The sequence below is a fragment of the Algoriphagus aurantiacus genome (assembly GCF_035156405.1).
Classification (GTDB): domain Bacteria; phylum Bacteroidota; class Bacteroidia; order Cytophagales; family Cyclobacteriaceae; genus Algoriphagus; species Algoriphagus aurantiacus.
Genome location: NZ_JAXRUT010000019.1, coordinates 70,000 through 86,640, shown reverse-complemented (window position 1 = coordinate 86,640; position 16,641 = coordinate 70,000). Strand labels below are relative to the sequence as shown.

The following is a 16,641-nucleotide window of genomic DNA, read 5'->3' as shown; positions in this document are numbered from 1 at the left end:
GTCAAAGACAATTTTTGCCGTGCCATACAAAGAGCGAGAAATAGAAAAGAAATATCATTCCATCGGGGAAGTAGCGCAGATGTTTAAAGTTGCGCCTTCTCTGATTCGATATTGGGAAGGTGAGTTTGACATAATCCGTCCAAAGAAAGACAGAAAAGGCAATCGTCGCTACACCAAAATTGATATCCAGAAGATCAAATACATCTATCATCTGGTAAAGGAAAAAGGATACACCCTACAAGGAGCGCAGGACGTTATCAAATCTGGTAAAGAACAGGGATTTGATAAAGTTCAGGCAGTACAAAGGCTCCAAGAACTCAAAGATTTTTTAATAAATATCCGGGACGAATTCAATGCAAAATCAGGCACATGACGATTTACGATATCATCTGGCATTAGCTCTAGCTCCAAAAATAGGTCCGGGAGTATTTAAAGCTATTATAGCCTATTCAGGATCAGCATCACATTTTTTTAAATTACCCAAAGGAAAAGTTGCCAAGACTCCAAAAGTCGGAGAGAAATTACTGGCACTTCGAAATCAGGAAGAGGAATTGCTCCGCACTGCAGACGAGTTAATCAATGATTGTGAGAAAAAACATTTTCATATCCTCACTTCTCTTCACCCAGATTTTCCTCAACGATTCAAAATGCAGGAAGATAGTCCTGTCATGATTTTTGCCCAAGGCAATACCAATTTGAATTTTGATCGCACTGTAGGGATAGTGGGAACTCGAAGTGCAACCACCTATGGTAAATCAGCTACCCGGAAGATCATAGATGATCTGGCAACATATCAACCCGCTATTATTTCAGGACTTGCCTATGGCATAGACATCGAAGCACACCGGGCAGCACTGGCTGCCGGTCTACCTACTATTGCTGTGATGGGATCTCCTATCGGCCGTATTTATCCAGCTATTCATAGAAAAACTGCCGAGGCAATTTTGGAAACAGGTGCTTTGATCAGTGAATATGCACCGGGCAGTCCCATGGTTCCAGGGAATTTTCCAGCAAGAAATAGAATAATAGCAAGCCTTTCAGATGCCATTATTGTGGTAGAAGCAGCTGAAAAAGGAGGAGCCTTAATTACTGCCGAGATTGCTTACAGCTATGATAAGGATGTCTTTGCTGTTCCTGGAAACCTACAATCACAGTACAGTGAAGGCTGTAATTTGCTGATCAAAAAAATGAAAGCAAATATTTACACTGGCCCAAATGATGTAGCTGAAGCACTTTTTTGGAGCAAACCTGGAGAAATAAAAACGCAGAAACCAAAAATTGACTTGGCAAATCGGAATGAGGAAGAACAAATGATTTTGAAGTTTTTGCAGGAAAAGGGAGAGATGGAAATTGACTCCCTAAGTCTAACTACAGAAATCCCGCTTGGACTTCTTTCTTCTAAACTTCTAACATTGGAATTTGAGGGAATCGTCAAGTCACTTCCGGGAAAAAAATATAAGCTCCTAGTTTAGCTATTAAACCCTTTTCATGTGTTTATAATTTGTTTTTATAGGTCACCCCGATTGGTCGGGGCAGGCTATGGAATCTCGTATGCATTATAATCATCCCAGTGTGTGACTTTTTAGTCATGCTCGATTTCACGGGTTAAACACAAAGTTGGCCAACTTCAAAGTTTCTGCGAATTCCGTTTTATTCAGGTTAAGTTCGAAGCCTCTTTCCTCTAAGGTCTCAATCATCACTTCTGTTGCCATATTGCCGACTAACTCATCATCTGCCATTGGGCAACCGCCATATCCTTTCAGCGCTCCATCGAATCTTCTGCAGCCAGCTTTTTCCCCAGCTATTACCTTAGCCGCAATATCTTCTGGCCTGCTATGAAGATGAGCCCCAAATTCAATATATGGAAAAGAAGATATTTGAAGGCTTAACAAGCTTGTAATCAATTCTGTGTCAGCTATTCCGACTGTATCTGATAAAGATATTATCTTCACTCCCAGCTGATCCAGCTTCTCAACAAACTCTGCAATTAGTTCTGGGGAATAGGGATCTCCATAAGGATTTCCAAAACCCATACTTAGGTAAGTAACCAAGGTTTTACCCTTTACTTCACATAGATTCTGAATCTCCTCTACAGTAGTTAAGGCTTGGTTGATGTTAGCATTTGTATTTCTCTTCTGAAAAGTCTCCGAGACTGAAAGTGGAAAACCTAAATAATCAATTTCCGGGAAGTCCATCGCATCTTCTGCACCTCGTACATTGGCAACTATCGCCAAAAGCTTGCTCTTAGAATTGTGAAGATCCAATAAACTCAATACCTCTGCGGTATCACGCATCTGGGGTATCGCCTTGGGGCTCACAAAGCTCCCAAAATCAATGGTATCAAAACCAACTTCGAGTAATTGATTGATATACGCAGCTTTGATAGCGGTATCAATAAACTGTGGGACACCCTGCATCGCATCCCTTGGACATTCTATCAATTTAATCATGGCCCAAGTTACCAAAGATCATCAACTCCCCCACTGATGTTAGGAAGGAAGTAAATTCTCTGTCTATAAGCCATGGATATTTTCGATAGAAAAAGCATTAGCTATCATTGTCAAAATGCACAGATAATGGAAAAATTGGGTAATAATTATCATAAACTGGGGAAAATGACAAATCGTAGCGATTGAACTAGTATTGATAAAAATGACGAATAGAACGATTGAAAGCACTTTTTAGAGTCCATTATCGATCTAATGAAAGCTTGGAAACAGTATTGCAACTGTATCGATAGATTTAACCATCAACACCTTTAAGTGTTAAAACCAAACCAATCGAGAAAATGAAAACTAAAGCAACCTTAATTATCGGAGCAGCCGTAGTCGCAATGTATTCTTGTGATACTAAAAACTACACCGAAGCAGATCGTTTACAGGCCACCGAGAACCTTGAAAATTACGTAGATAGTGTAGAAACTGCTGTCAAGGTTATGCCCGTTCATAACTGGTCATTAATAGATGAACGTTATGACAGCTTAGATTCCAGAGCTGAGAAAGTCTATAATGACCTTGAAGCAGAGGATGATAATCTTGAAATGATTGAAGAACGCTACGAAATCGTAGTGAAAAATGCTAAAGCAGAAGCTGAAAACTTTGAGAGAACAGCCAACATGCACTTGGAAAATGTGGAGACTTGGTGGGATAAAGCATCTGAAAACATGGAATCAGGAGCTAAAAACACCACTGAGGAAATAGAAGAAACTACTCAAGAAAGCCTGGATTGGCTAGAGCAAAATTTTGATAAATTAGGAGATGAAACCAAAAAGAAATATGAAGAAATTACGCTAAACCTCCGTAAAGACTAAAAACTACCAATCAACCAAAGTAAGAAGGCCGCAATTGCGGCCTTCTTTTTATTCTTTTAGTCAGTTAGTTTAAATAAAACCGGAAGTCTAGTGTTGCACATTTCCGCCTTACCATTCACCGTATATGGAGCCCACATGTGTGGATAATTTTTCACAGCTCGTAATGCCTCTTTACCCAAAGAAGGGTGAATCTCCTCAGGATTAGCTATTTCAGGGTTTATAATTTCACCTACTTCAGTTAATTCAAAAGCAATTATCACTTTTCCTTCTTGATTAGCAGCTCTAGCATCCAACGGATAACGAAGTGTTTTTGCCAAATAACTATTCCACCCTGAAATACCGTCTTTGGGTAATCCCTCACTAACAATAGGTTTTGAAATTATCTCTCCTAAATCTGAGTAATAATTCTCTGAAATCACATCGTCCTCGACACACTTAATTTCTGACTTCAGTTGACCATTTTTATAATAGGTCTTTACAAGTTCTTCAGAAGTAGTTAAATCCCTCTTGCAGTTACTTTGAAGTTTTCCATCCTCATAAAAACGAAGCAAAAGTTCATTTTTCTCAGTACCATTTCCATCCTTGATCAGTGTGTATTGAGAGATTTTCACCTTACCGTCTTTCGTGTAAGTTTGGGATTTCATGCTAACAGAATCTTCATGAATTATTTTGAGGAATACATACTCATATTCCATTGTATCATACACTTGGAAATGATGCTTATTCAAAAACTCCAAACGTTGGGCATTCAGCGAGTTAAAACAAGTTGCGACCAACACAAAAGAAAGTAAAACTAGTTTCATAGAAGCAAAATTTTGCCTCAAATCTAGAATATTTCTTTGGCAATTTTATAGGTAGTATCTGCTTTACTCATCGTGTAGAAATGCACTGAAGGCACATTCGATTTCACCAATTCCTTACACTGTTGAATAGACCACTCTATCCCCACTTGTTTGACGTCAGCATTGGTTTTACACTTTTCCAATTCGTCCATAAGAGGATCTGGTAGATCTAAAAAGAAAGTCCTGGGAAGCATAGTGATTTGTCCCAATGTCGTGATCGGCTTGATACCCGGAATGATGGGAACTGTGATTCCAGCCGCGCGTACCTGATCCACAAATTCAAAGTATTTCTGATTGTCAAAAAACATCTGAGTCACGATGTACTCAGCTCCTTTGTCAATTTTTTCTTTCAGATATTTCAGATCAAACCTCATAGAAGGTGCTTCAAAATGCTTCTCCGGATAACCCGCTACTCCTACACAAAAATCAGTTTGGAATCCTATTTCGGTTTCCTCATGAAGATACCTTCCTTGATTCATTTTTAATATCTGCTCCACCAATTCACTTGCATACCCGTGTCCTTCAGTCTCACGAACAAATTTCCCTTCAGACTTAGGTGCATCTCCTCTTAGAGCAAGCACATTTTCTACTCCAATGAAGTTTAGATCGATTAGCGCATTTTCTGTCTCTTCTTTGGTAAATCCACCACAAAGCAAATGCGGAACAGCATCAATGTGGAAACGATTCATAATCGCCGCACAGATACCTACAGTTCCAGGTCTCTTCTTAGTACTGATTTTTTCAAGCAGTCCATTTGGATGCTTTTTGTAAATGAATTCCTCTCTGTGATAGGTCACATCTACAAATGGGGGCTTGAAATCCATCAGAGGAGCGATTCCTTCCAGTAATTCTTTCAGACTTTGGCCTTTCAGCGGAGGTAATATTTCAAAGGAAAACAGCGTGTTTTTGGTATTCGCTAAGTGTTCGGTTATTTTCATCTATTAATAATTGCTTTTTTAAGGTCAGATAGCCTGTCCCGAACTAGTTTCGGGAGAATCTCGCAAGGTAGATAATCATGCCGTTGGGTGGCATCTTTTTCATGCTCGATTTCATTCAGTAGGTTCTACTAGGGTTAAATTAGGTTGATAAGCTAGGTTTGGTGAGAGCAAACGCTCCGCATCCTTGAGAGATATTCCTTTTCGCTCCGCATAACTCGCCACTTGGTCCTCTCCTATTTTTCCTAGACCAAAATACTTACTCTCAGGATGACCGAAGAAATATCCGGAGACTGAGGAAGTGGGATACATCGCAAAGCTGGATGTCAATTCGATTCCAATTTCCTTCTCCATATCTAGCAGTTGGGAAATTGTAATCTTTTCCGAATGTTCTGGGCAAGCCGGATATCCTGGAGCCGGTCTGATACCGGGATATTCTTCTCTGATCAAAGAATCATTTTCAAGATTTTCATCCTGAGAATAGCCCCAATATTCCTTTCTCACCTGCTCATGGATGTATTCAGCAGCAGCCTCTGCCAGCCTGTCAGCGATGGATTTGAACATGATGTCATTGTAATCATCTCCATCTTTCTGAAATTCAGCAAGTTTTGCTTCCATGCCGATACCTGAAGTCACCGCAAAGCATCCCAAGTAATCTGTCTGTGTAGGATGTAAATAATCAGCTAATGAACGGTTCGGTACGCCTTTACCTTTTTTGCCTTGCTGACGCAAAAAATGAAAAGACGCTTTCTGATTACCTGCAACATCAAATACAGCTGCATCATCATCGGTTCTTTGTACTGGATAAAGGCCAAACACGGCATTCGCAGAAAGCCACCTCTCAGCAATCGCTTTATCTAGCATTTCATTCGCTTCATCGTAAACTTTCTTTGCTTCAGCTCCAACTACAGGATCGGAAAATATCTTTGGGAATTTCCCACTTAACATCCAAGTGCTGAAGAATGGAGTCCAATCAATGTAATTGCGGACTACATTCAAATCCAAATCCTTAAGGACTGTTCTTCCAAGTTTTTTAGGAACAACTGGCACATAGGATTCCCAGTTTATCTCTACTGGATTGGCTTTAGCTTCAGTATATGACACTAGTTGCTTTAAGGATTGTTTAGCTTCATGCTCTACACGGAGTTGCCTATATATTTCTTTATACTTTAACCGATAAGCTTCTTTGGTTTCTTCAGAAATAGCTTCTCCAGCGATAGGAACAGACTTACTTGCATCCATCACATGGATAACTGTACCGCTATACACTGGGTCAATCTTCACAGCTGTATGGATTCTGGAAGTAGTAGCACCTCCGATAAGCAATGGAATCTTGATTCCCTGACGCTCCATCTCAGAAGCCACATTCACCATTTCATCTAATGACGGGGTGATCAAGCCGCTAAGCCCGATGATATCCACCTTATTCTTCACGGCTTCGTCTATTATCTTCTGGGCATCTACCATTACTCCCAAATCAATGATTTGGTAGCTATTACATGCCAAAACCACACCCACGATATTCTTTCCAATATCATGCACATCGCCTTTTACAGTTGCCAAAAGAATCTTTTTCAAGGAAGACGCTTCCTGTCCTTCTTCAGGTAAAGGCATAAATGGTTCCAAATAGGCTACAGCCTTTTTCATCACCCGGGCAGATTTCACCACCTGAGGAAGGAACATTTTTCCCTCACCAAAAAGGTCTCCGACCACATTCATTCCATCCATCAATGGACCTTCTATTACCTTGAGCGGATTTTTAAGTTCTATTCTTGCTTCCTCTGTATCTTCTACAATGAAATCCAAAATCCCCTTCACTAAGGCATGTTCCATTCGCTTAGAGACAGGGTCAGAACGCCAAGCTTCATTTACTACTTCCTTCTTATCGGCCGATTTTACAGTTTCTGCAAAATCAAGCATACGCTCGGTAGCATCTTCTCTTCTATCAAAAAGAACATCCTCTACTCGGTCTAGCAAATCCTTTGGAATATCATCATAGATTTCTAGCATGGTTGGATTCACAATCCCCATGTCCATCCCACTTTTGATCGCATGATATAAGAATGCCGCATGCATAGCTTCCCTCACCGGATTATTACCTCGGAAAGAAAAACTAACATTACTTACTCCTCCACTAACTTTGGCACCAGGAAGATTTGCTTTAATCCATTTGGTGGCGTTAAAGAAGTCCAACGCATTTTTCCTATGCTCATCCATCCCGGTTGCTACAGGAAAGATATTTGGATCAAAAATGATATCCTGAGGATTAAACTTCACTTGATCCACAAGCACCCTATAGCTTCTCTCACAAATTTCTATACGTCTCTCGTACGTATCAGCCTGTCCGTCTTCATCAAAAGCCATAACTACTACAGCAGCACCAAATTTCTTTACGGTCTTGGCTTGCTGGATGAATTCTTCCTCTCCATTTTTCAAAGAGATCGAATTCACTATTCCTTTTCCTTGCACGCACTTCAGCCCTGCTACAATGATCTTCCATTTGGAACTATCAATCATAATCGGGATTCGGGAAATTTCCGGCTCTGAAGCAATCAGATTCAGGAATTTGACCATTGCAAATTCACCATCAAGCATTCCTTCGTCCATGCAGACATCCAGCACCTGAGCACCACCTCTTACTTGATCCAAAGCTACTTCTAGTGCTTCATCGTAATTCCCGTTCAATATCAATCGGGCAAACTTCTTCGAACCAGTGATATTGGTTCGCTCGCCTACATTGACAAAATTGATTTCAGGGGTAAAAACCAAAGGCTCTAAGCCTGATAGTTTCATGTAATTATTTCTTACCATCTTCTCAGTCCAACGTTTCTTCTAATTCTTCTTCTTGTAATTTTCTAGGCTGAAAATTGGCAGCCATATGTGCTAAAGCTGAAATATGCTCGGGCGTAGTGCCACAGCATCCTCCCAGGATATTTAGCATACCTTCTTTCAAAAAGTCTCTAACCTGATCGGCCATTTCATTGGCTCCTTGATCGTATTGGCCAAATTCATTTGGTAAGCCTGCATTGGGATAGGCACTCACATAGAATGGTGCTTTTTGCGCAAGCACTTTCAAATAAGGTCGTAATTCTTTGGCTCCCAAAGCACAATTCAATCCAACTGAAAGCAATGGTACATGAGATATTGAAATCAAAAATGCTTCTGTGGTCTGTCCTGAAAGTGTGCGTCCTGAAGCATCTGTGATTGTCCCAGAAATCATTATTGGAATTCCTCCATCTTTGGGATCTAAGGGAATATTTCTTTCCTCATATACATCTTGAATAGCGTATAATGCTGCTTTAGCATTCAGTGTATCAAAAATTGTTTCCACCAATATTATATCAACTCCACCATCTAGCAAGCCTCGAACTTGCTCAGCATAAGCTTCTGCCAGCTGATCAAAAGTAACCGCACGGTACCCTGGATCATTTACGTCAGGAGAAAGTGAGGTAGTTCTATTTGTTGGGCCAATAGCTCCAGCTACAAAGCGGGGTTTCTCCGGATTTTTGGTTGTGAATTCGTCTGCTACTTCCCTTGCCAGCTTCGCAGATTCGAAATTTATAGTATAAGCCAAATGAGAAAGCTCATAATCTGCTTGAGCTATGGTAGTTGCAGAGAAGGTGTTGGTTTCTATAATATCTGCTCCTGCCTTGAAGTATTCAGCATGAATATCCTTGATGATCTGAGGTTTACTCAAAGACAACAAGTCATTGTTTCCCTTTAAAGATTTAGGATGTGAGGCTAGTTCGGGTGTACGAAAATCCTCCTCAGTCAATGTATATCGTTGAATCATGGTCCCCATGGCTCCATCGAGTATCAAAATTCGCTGAGAAAGTTGTTGAAGTAGGGATTCTGTTCTGTTTTGCATACTAATTTTTTGTTTATCAAAAAGCTTGTCGAGCAAAACACGGAGAGAAGTACAAAGTACTAGTCCGCTCATCTGTTCCCGATGAATCGGGATGGGAGTTAGCACCTTGGCTACAGGTTGCTAAGACGTCATTGGGCCCTTCCCTCAGTCTTTCTCGATAAGCTGCCCAAAGTTAATATCATTTTGATAATAAAACAGGAGTTTTGCTTAAAAGGACACACTAAAAGTAGATTCGGATTAACCAAAGGAAAAAATCATGGCCTAACTCCTATTCCAAAACTCAGATAAGACCCTGACATATAATTTGCCATACTTAAATCGCCAAGTTTGTAGTTTGCCAAGGGAATTTCATACCCGGCAGCTGCTGTAAATACAAGTTTAAAAAGTTTTCGTTTTGTCATTGGGACACCATAGTCTACAAAGACCTCTGGCTTTAGCATTAGCCCGTTATTCTTCAAATATCCGTCAAACTCTCTTTGCTCAAATAGCTCCGGAAAATCGGGTTTCTGTTCTTTCAAAAGGGAGTACCGGATATTGCCAAAGCCAAGACCTGCTAATGCACCTAATCCAAAATTCCTATATTCAATCAAATTGTACCCCATATTTCCATAGACTCTTAAGCTATTTAAGGAGTGTTCTTTTTCAGCGTTTGCATTTTCACTAAGTGCAAGGTTATAGAGCTCTGCGCCATAAAGGAACCGCTCCGTATTTCCTAATATCCTCAAGCCCCAGTTGGACGGAGAACCATTCAATGGATTAAGACCAGCCTCTTCTAGCTTTTCATTGAATTGCTTAGCCGAGGTAAAGTGAATACTGCTAATCAATGAAATCCCAATGCTAGCATCTTTGTAAAAAAAGTTTCGATCTGGCAGTGAAATCCCAGCCCCTACTCTTACAAAAGCTCCATTTTGGGTATTATCAAATGAAATTCCATTCATATTCCATTTTCCTTCCAAAGGGCTGAATGCATACCCCACTTTGGTGATAAGTTGCAATGCCTCTGGTCTGCCGGGCAGATCAAAATCATAGCTCAACTGAAAGCCGATCTCAGTAAGGAAATTGCCATAATTGAATGTTCCCTGTTGAATATCCTTTTTTCTCAGTACAAACCCCTGCTCTGGATTAGCTAAAAAAGCACCCAAATCTTCACTACGCTCGGATGGTAACATTTGAAAGTTGAGAAAGCCAACCCCTAAAGACATGTAATGGATCAGCTGAAATCGAGATTCTTCTGTAAATGCGTAGCCAATGTTTAATAAGGCCCTTGAAGTCCTGTATTTTATCCTAAAATCATCCAACTCACTCACTCCACCTCTATTGTGCAATAAATCCATCCCAAGAACAAAATCATTTATTCTAGCTTGATAGCCCAATCCAATAGTCTGATATCTATTTCTTAGTCCCGACAATCCCCTTTGCGCAAGCAAATCATCAAATTGATTGAGTTTTCCTCCTGAAGTGCCCAATACCGCATAGAAGGTTGTTCGTTTGGTTATTAATTGTTGCCCGTCTGCTTTGGCAACAACAAAAAAGATAAACAACAGGACTATGTATCTATTAAAAAGGGGCATTGAATGGTCGATTTGGAATAAGCGGGGGAAAACCTACAGCTCTCAGGCAAAAGTAATGCTAAACCACTATCAACTGATATCTTTCGAATTAAGATATTCAGCTAATTTCCCATATAAATCTTCCGAAGTAAATGGTTTTTCTATAAAACCGTTAATTCCAAATCCCCCCATCTCTTCCTTAATCTCATGATAAGAAGAAGCAGATAGAATTAATATGGGTATTTGACTTTTGCTAGAATTCTTATTTTCACGAATTAATTTGGCTACAGAAAAACCATCAAGTAGAGGCATCTGAATATCCAAGAGTACAATATCAAATTCACCTTGATCAAACTCTTCAAGCGCCTCTTGACCGTCTGATGCAATAACTAAGTTGCCAACATGCCATTTTTTAAGGAATTTCTTAATCAAAATCTGATTCACCATATTGTCTTCTGCCACCAAAATCGATGCCTCCTCTATGGGTTTTTCCTTGTATTCTAATTGCTGAGTATGATCAAAATTATTTCTCTCCACACTAATAAATTTCATTTTAAACTCAAAGATAGTTCCTTTGTTCAGAGTTGTCCAGAAGTTAATTTTCGAACCATAAAGTTCAACTAATCTTCTTACAATAGCTAATCCAAATCAAGCACCTTTTAATTTTTAAGGCATCAAATCCTTAATAAATCACATTCCTTGTAGCACCTTGACAGATCAAAAGAAGTAATACAAGTTTTCCCGTAAACCTTTTTCCATAAATATTCGTGAACTCCGACAACAAAATATATTTTAAAACTAACAACACATCACTATGATAGTAACTACCACGAACACACTTGATGGCTACAGCGTGGATCAATACTTAGGAATTGTTTCTGGAGAGACCATTATTGGAGCCAATGTCTTCAAAGATTTTTTCGCAAGTATCACCGATATTGTCGGCGGTCGTTCATCTGCTTATGAGCGTGTTTTACGAGAAGCAAAAGCTACTGCAATGGCGGAAATGGAAATGCAAGCTAGAGCATTTGGAGCGAATGCTATAATCGGAATTGATCTGGATTATGAAACTATCCGTGACGGAATGCTGATGGTCACAGCAAGTGGTACTGCGGTGAAAGTGCTAAAACACTAAAATCTAGTCCTGAATTTTCAGGACTTTTTTATTTGTCCTAAGACTTTTTCAGCTGTTGTCTTTTTACAGAAATGATCTCCTACAATTACATTTGGAGCTGTCTTGCACATATCCATACACTTCGTTTTGATGAATTTACAACTCCCTTTCAGAGGAGCTTCATCTGTAATCTCCTTCAATTCTTTGTACAGCTTTTTGGCTCCGTCTTTCTTACAATCAGATCCATTGCATATAAAAACTAATTTTCTAGTATGTTTCATTACCCTATTGAAATAGCCTGCATCATCAATCCACAAAGATATGCACCATACGTACCCGCTGCATATCCTAACACTGCCAAAAGCACACCAACTGGTGCCAGAGAAGCATCAAAAGCTGCTGCTACTATCGGTGCAGATGCTGCGCCTCCTACATTTGCCTGAGACCCCACTGCTACATAAAAGAATGGAGCCTTGATAATAAATGCTACGATAAGCATTATGATGATATGGAAGAACATCCATACAATGCCAATTAGAAATAATACTGGATTATCCAATACGGCTCCCAAATCCATTTGCATACCCACTGTAGCTACCAACACATAGAGTAAGACACTTCCCATTCGAGAAGCTCCCGCTCCCTCAAGATTACGGGCTTTGGTAAACGATAATAGTAATCCTACTGTAGTGGCTATTACCACTATCCAGAAAAAAGTTGAATTCAGGGAATACTGTTCTAACTCCGGATAATTTTCTCCAATGTATGGAGCCACAAAATCAGCAATCAAGTGTGAAAACCCTGTAACCCCAAATCCAATTCCCAAAATAACCATCGTGTCTTTCAAGGTCGGAATTCGCATGATTCCCGCTCTGAATTTTTCTATTTTATCTCTCAGCTCATAAATAGCAGAGTTATCAGCCTTGAATATCTTATCTATCTTATCTGGTTTAGCAGCCCAATATAAAAGAAAAGCCATCCAAACATTGGCTACTAACACATCCACAGCGATCATCTGACTGAATAAAACCGGGCTTGGTTCGAATACTCTCAGCATTGCAGTCTGATTGGCACCTCCTCCGATCCAAGAACCTGCTATAGTGGATAATCCTCTCCAGATCTCATCGGGACCATTTCCTCCCAATAAATCAGGAAAGAAAAACCCTACAGTGAACAGGGCAAGAGGCCCACCGAGTATAATCCCCAATGTTCCTGAAAAAAACATGATAATTGCCTTTGGGCCAAGTTTGGAAATACCCTTGATGTCAATACTAATAGTAAAAAGAACTAAGGATGCCGGAAGAAGATATCTGCTGGCGACATCGTATAGTTTAGAGGTTTCCCCTGAAATCAGCCCAAAAGAATTAGCAAGTGCTGGTATGAAATAACAAAGCAAGACGGTGGGAATTACTCCGTAGAGTTTCTTCCAAAAAGGTTTATCACTGGCTGAAGTAGCAAAAATGAGTGCGAGTATTGCCATAAGCAACCCAAAAACTACAGCATCATTTGTAAGCAAGGGAGTATTTTCTTCCATTATATCTGGGATAATCGATTGCAACAATAGCAACAATTGTCCAAAAAGACCAGAACTCTAATTCTTTCCGTTTTCCAGAATCTGCAAAAACTCACTTAAAATCATAGCTGTAGCTCCCCAGACCATCTCTTGATCCACTTCAAAATATGGCGTATCCAAGCGGAAATTATTGCTGAATTCTAATATTTTCTGCTTACGAATAGCTGGCTCATAAAGTGTACTAACGGCTGTTTGGATGATTCTTGCCACTTCTTTTTCTTCTGGAACAAAATCCGGGACCACCTCAGAATAACCCAAAATAGGACTTACTAAAAAATTGCTGGTTGGTATAAACAAATCACTCATCCGGCCAATCAATTTGACTTGCTCAGGAAGGATCCCTACTTCTTCCCAAGCCTCTCGAAGAGCAGTTTCTATTTCGTCCTCGTCTTCTACTTCCATTTTCCCCCCAGGAAAAGCAATCTGTCCACTGTGAACACCAGGGTAAACAGGCCGTTTGATCAGAGGGAAAAATGCTTTGTTCTCATAAGGATAAATAAGTATCAAAACAGAACTTTTGCGATGATTTTTTGGAAGTTTTGGATCAAACCTCCTCATATCGACAGGATTGGGAGACATGGAAAGCTGCGCTTCTTGGCCGGGCAGTGGATGTTTCATTCCATTTTCCAACAAACTCAAAACGCTTCTAAAATCCATTTTTACCCTAAATCTATTTGTTTGATCTTCTTATTAATGTAGGATTGGGATTCATATGATGGAGACACTTTGTCAAATTGAAATTGCCTTAGCATATGATTTTCCACATTGATCAGCCAGGCCATTGGTCTATATCCAGACTCTTCCTGAAAAAATCCAAATACTAAGAACTCTCTTTCATTTAACCACATACCATCCTCAAACATCCCCGATGGGCCCATGAAAAGTAAGCGTTCCTTCATCCCATCTTCCTTATACCAAACTACCTCTGAATCTGGGTTTAAAAATGGATAATCAATTGTCTCTTGGGCTTCAATTTTATAACTATAAATATCTATAGTTCCATTACCAGTCGGATGAGGAAACTGATAAGGATAAAGTGGATCCCCCTTCAGGATAGGGTTTTTCTCAGGCATTTCCATGGGATCTATGGAATCAGTCATCACTAATTCAAATTGTGAAGCATCAAACAAACCAAGATCGGTACTCCAATGGCTATACCAGTTTTTATTTTGAGCTAATGCTAAATCTATAAGCGCTCTATTCCGGGTTATTTCTTCTTCAATATCCGAAATGTTTTCAATACGCTCATTAGCTTGTTGATCTTTAGAATCACAAGCTAAAAGAGACATGAAAGCAATGCCAACTGTAGTCAAATAATTAAACGTGGATTTTGGACTCCTCATAGAAGATTAAATTGAGAAGGTTAAGCTAAGTCAGGATGACTAAAAAACAAAAAAGGTTGGGACATTGACCCAACCTTTTCCTGCTCTCAAACCTATTAAACCTATTGTAGATATTCGTTTTATGAATACCTCCGAAAAGTATAAAATGTTTTCATATCCTCCAAACAATCGATTGCGAAAGATTTTCAAAATTTTATTTCCCCAAAGATTTTCTTTTATAAACCCTTAAAAATCAATGAAATTATATCTTAGCTAAACATTAAAATTTTATTAAATATTTTTTTGAATTTGCTCATCCCCTGAACAGTTTACTTTCTATGATCTTAACACTATCGCAACAAGTCGCCAAAAAAATTTATACCGGCTTCATTACTTACATGGAGCGTTTCAATACCTATACTCGATTGGCTCCAAAATATTTCAGCGAAAAAGCCTGGCATGACACACATCTTAACAATAAACAGCGACTTCGTCTATACAAGGATTTGCTATTTCCCCTTGCTAAGGAATGCTCAGAAATCTTGGGAGAGCAAGCATCTGATTCTTCCAGTTGGACGGAGATAAAACACATGTATCAATTGCTGATTTCTGAAAGACCTGACATGGAATTAGCTGAAACATTTTTCAATTCAGTAATCAGAAAAAGCTTTCCGAAAATGACCATTGATGAGGAATTGATGTTTGTCATGGAGGGTTTTGATTCCTGTGCCGTAAGAGAGTCAGATGAACTCCTGAGAACATACCCTTCTTTTTTTGGTTTGGAAAAAAACATCCGCCAAATCCTCGATGATTACGATTTTGGAGCACCTTTTATGGACAAAGAGCAAGACATCAAATTTCTGATAGCTGGTGTTCGCAAGGTGATTTTGACAAGGTACACGGTTGGTCCAGATACAAAAACCCAGATTTTGAAATCTGTCTTTTATAGAAATAAAGCAGCTTATTTAATCGGGAGAACATTTCTAGGGCATAAATGGATGCCTTTTATCATTCCTGTGCTGCACGGAGAAAAAGGTGTGTTTGTAGATACACTGATTTTTGATCCTAATCTTATGAGTAGTATGTTCAGCTTTACACGTTCATACTTTATGGTCGAAGCTGAGGTCCCTTCACAAGTAGTAGGCTTTCTCAACTCTGTCATTCCACACAAGAAAATCCATGAACTCTATAATGCCATCGGATTCAACAAACATGGGAAAACTTTATTCTATCGAGATTTTCTTCACCACCTGGATGCCAGCGATGATCAATTCGAAGTATCTGCTGGAATTAAGGGAATGGTGATGACTGTGTTCACTTTGCCATCGCTTAATATAGTTTTCAAGTTGATAAAGGATCATTTTGAACCGCCAAAAACCATGACTCGGCAAGAGGTTCGCGGTAAGTATAAACTGGTTTCTCTCCACGATCGTGTAGGGCGAATGGCAGACACCCATGAGTTTGAATACTTCAAAATCCCAATTGAGCGAATCAGTGGCGAGTTGATGATTGAACTGAGGAAGACAACTAATTCACTTTTGAAGGTTACCGATTCTCATTTAATTATCAAACACTTATACACAGAGAGAAGAATGGATCCTTTAAATATTTTCTTAGAGGATTGCAGTACGGAGGAAGGCATGAAAGCAACAGAAGACTATGGAAGAGCGATTTTACAATTGGCGCAGGCAAATATTTTCCCGGGTGACATGATGACCAAAAACTTTGGACTTACCCGTCAGAAGCGTGTGATTTTTTATGATTATGATGAGATCGAGTTTTTGACTGATATGAATTTCCGGGAAAAGCCAAAGGCACAAACTTATGAGCAAATTTACGCTCCTGAGCCTTGGTACTCCATTGCAAAAAATGATGTTTTTCCAGAGGATTTCAAGCGATGGATGATTGGTAGAAAGGATATTAAAGATCATTTTCTCAATTATCACAAAGATCTTTTTGATCCATTGTATTGGCAGGAAGTTCAGCAAAGAATTACAGATGGCGAACTAATTCATGCCTTCCCCTATCCAGATGAAATCCGTTTCAGACCTGAGGAAAAAATTTAAGATTTTAAGTTTATTTCATTGGTATGCCTGCAAAAGTTATTTTTGCAGTCTGGGCTATGCC

The 16,641-nt window shown here is 39.5% G+C and carries 16 protein-coding genes and 1 riboswitch; of the genes, 5 read left to right on the top strand and 11 right to left on the bottom strand.

The window, feature by feature from the left end:
- The first annotated feature begins 19 nt into the window (after positions 1 to 19).
- The gene (locus tag SYJ56_RS17800) at positions 20 to 373 is read left to right on the top strand and encodes a MerR family transcriptional regulator (protein ID WP_323836441.1); all 354 of its coding nucleotides are present in this window, start codon (positions 20 to 22) and stop codon (positions 371 to 373) included.
- Positions 354 to 1,472, top strand: a complete 1,119-nt coding sequence (gene dprA, locus SYJ56_RS17795; RefSeq protein ID WP_323836439.1) for a DNA-processing protein DprA — start codon at positions 354 to 356, stop codon at positions 1,470 to 1,472. Before SYJ56_RS17800 ends, dprA begins: the two co-directional genes overlap by 20 nt.
- A 126-nt stretch (positions 1,473 to 1,598) precedes the next feature.
- Here the strand turns inward: dprA and SYJ56_RS17790 are convergent, their stop codons facing one another.
- Entirely contained in the window at positions 1,599 to 2,450 is an 852-nt protein-coding gene (locus tag SYJ56_RS17790; protein WP_323836437.1) for a hydroxymethylglutaryl-CoA lyase, read from the bottom strand.
- Between the two features lie 338 nt (positions 2,451 to 2,788).
- Here SYJ56_RS17790 and SYJ56_RS17785 point away from each other — a divergent pair, with 338 nt between their 5' ends.
- A complete protein-coding gene (locus tag SYJ56_RS17785) occupies positions 2,789 to 3,310 on the top strand; it encodes a hypothetical protein (protein ID WP_323836436.1) in 522 nt (173 codons plus the stop codon).
- A 56-nt stretch (positions 3,311 to 3,366) separates the two neighbouring features.
- On the opposite strand, the gene SYJ56_RS17780 is transcribed toward SYJ56_RS17785, so the two are convergent.
- The 6 genes from SYJ56_RS17780 to SYJ56_RS17755 all read right to left on the bottom strand — a co-directional run bounded on the left by SYJ56_RS17780 (position 3,367) and on the right by SYJ56_RS17755 (position 11,057).
- Positions 3,367 to 4,113: an energy transducer TonB gene (locus SYJ56_RS17780; RefSeq protein WP_323836435.1), complete on the bottom strand. Its 747-nt coding sequence runs from the start codon at positions 4,111 to 4,113 to the stop codon at positions 3,367 to 3,369.
- A gap of 23 nt (positions 4,114 to 4,136) precedes the next feature.
- Positions 4,137 to 5,090 carry a methylenetetrahydrofolate reductase [NAD(P)H] gene (metF, locus tag SYJ56_RS17775; RefSeq protein ID WP_323836433.1) on the bottom strand — a complete coding sequence of 318 codons (954 nt, stop codon included), beginning with the start codon at positions 5,088 to 5,090 and terminating at the stop codon, positions 4,137 to 4,139.
- 111 nt (positions 5,091 to 5,201) lie between these two features.
- Positions 5,202 to 7,898 carry a methionine synthase gene (metH, locus tag SYJ56_RS17770; protein WP_323836431.1) on the bottom strand — a complete coding sequence of 899 codons (2,697 nt, stop codon included), beginning with the start codon at positions 7,896 to 7,898 and terminating at the stop codon, positions 5,202 to 5,204.
- Between the two features lie 4 nt (positions 7,899 to 7,902).
- Positions 7,903 to 8,955, bottom strand: a complete 1,053-nt coding sequence (locus tag SYJ56_RS17765) for a homocysteine S-methyltransferase family protein (RefSeq protein WP_323836429.1) — start codon at positions 8,953 to 8,955, stop codon at positions 7,903 to 7,905.
- A gap of 65 nt (positions 8,956 to 9,020) precedes the next feature.
- A riboswitch (SAM riboswitch) is annotated at positions 9,021 to 9,119 on the bottom strand.
- Positions 9,120 to 9,209: 90 nt separating this feature from the next.
- Positions 9,210 to 10,526 carry a hypothetical protein gene (locus SYJ56_RS17760; protein WP_323836427.1) on the bottom strand — a complete coding sequence of 439 codons (1,317 nt, stop codon included), beginning with the start codon at positions 10,524 to 10,526 and terminating at the stop codon, positions 9,210 to 9,212.
- A 69-nt stretch (positions 10,527 to 10,595) separates the two neighbouring features.
- On the bottom strand, positions 10,596 to 11,057 hold the full coding sequence (locus tag SYJ56_RS17755) for a response regulator (protein ID WP_323836425.1): 462 nt from the start codon (positions 11,055 to 11,057) through the stop codon (positions 10,596 to 10,598).
- Positions 11,058 to 11,319: 262 nt separating this feature from the next.
- Between SYJ56_RS17755 and SYJ56_RS17750 the strand changes: the two genes are divergently transcribed.
- On the top strand, positions 11,320 to 11,640 hold the full coding sequence (locus tag SYJ56_RS17750; protein WP_323836423.1) for a YbjQ family protein: 321 nt from the start codon (positions 11,320 to 11,322) through the stop codon (positions 11,638 to 11,640).
- Positions 11,641 to 11,657: 17 nt separating this feature from the next.
- Here SYJ56_RS17750 and SYJ56_RS17745 read toward each other — a convergent pair whose 3' ends face one another.
- The 4 genes from SYJ56_RS17745 to SYJ56_RS17730 are packed head-to-tail and all read right to left on the bottom strand — an operon-like array spanning position 11,658 to position 14,535.
- Complete coding sequence (locus SYJ56_RS17745) at positions 11,658 to 11,900, bottom strand: (2Fe-2S) ferredoxin domain-containing protein (RefSeq protein ID WP_323836420.1); 243 nt, start codon at positions 11,898 to 11,900, stop codon at positions 11,658 to 11,660.
- The gene (locus SYJ56_RS17740; RefSeq protein ID WP_323836418.1) at positions 11,900 to 13,153 is read right to left on the bottom strand and encodes a DUF819 family protein; all 1,254 of its coding nucleotides are present in this window, start codon (positions 13,151 to 13,153) and stop codon (positions 11,900 to 11,902) included. Before SYJ56_RS17740 ends, SYJ56_RS17745 begins: the two co-directional genes overlap by 1 nt.
- Positions 13,154 to 13,210: 57 nt before the next feature.
- The gene (locus SYJ56_RS17735; protein ID WP_323836416.1) at positions 13,211 to 13,849 is read right to left on the bottom strand and encodes an NUDIX hydrolase; all 639 of its coding nucleotides are present in this window, start codon (positions 13,847 to 13,849) and stop codon (positions 13,211 to 13,213) included.
- Between the two features lie 2 nt (positions 13,850 to 13,851).
- Positions 13,852 to 14,535, bottom strand: a complete 684-nt coding sequence (locus SYJ56_RS17730; protein ID WP_323836414.1) for a hypothetical protein — start codon at positions 14,533 to 14,535, stop codon at positions 13,852 to 13,854.
- Positions 14,536 to 14,852: 317 nt separating this feature from the next.
- Here SYJ56_RS17730 and aceK point away from each other — a divergent pair, with 317 nt between their 5' ends.
- Positions 14,853 to 16,580, top strand: a complete 1,728-nt coding sequence (aceK, locus tag SYJ56_RS17725; RefSeq protein WP_323836412.1) for a bifunctional isocitrate dehydrogenase kinase/phosphatase — start codon at positions 14,853 to 14,855, stop codon at positions 16,578 to 16,580.
- Positions 16,581 to 16,641 lie beyond the last annotated feature (61 nt).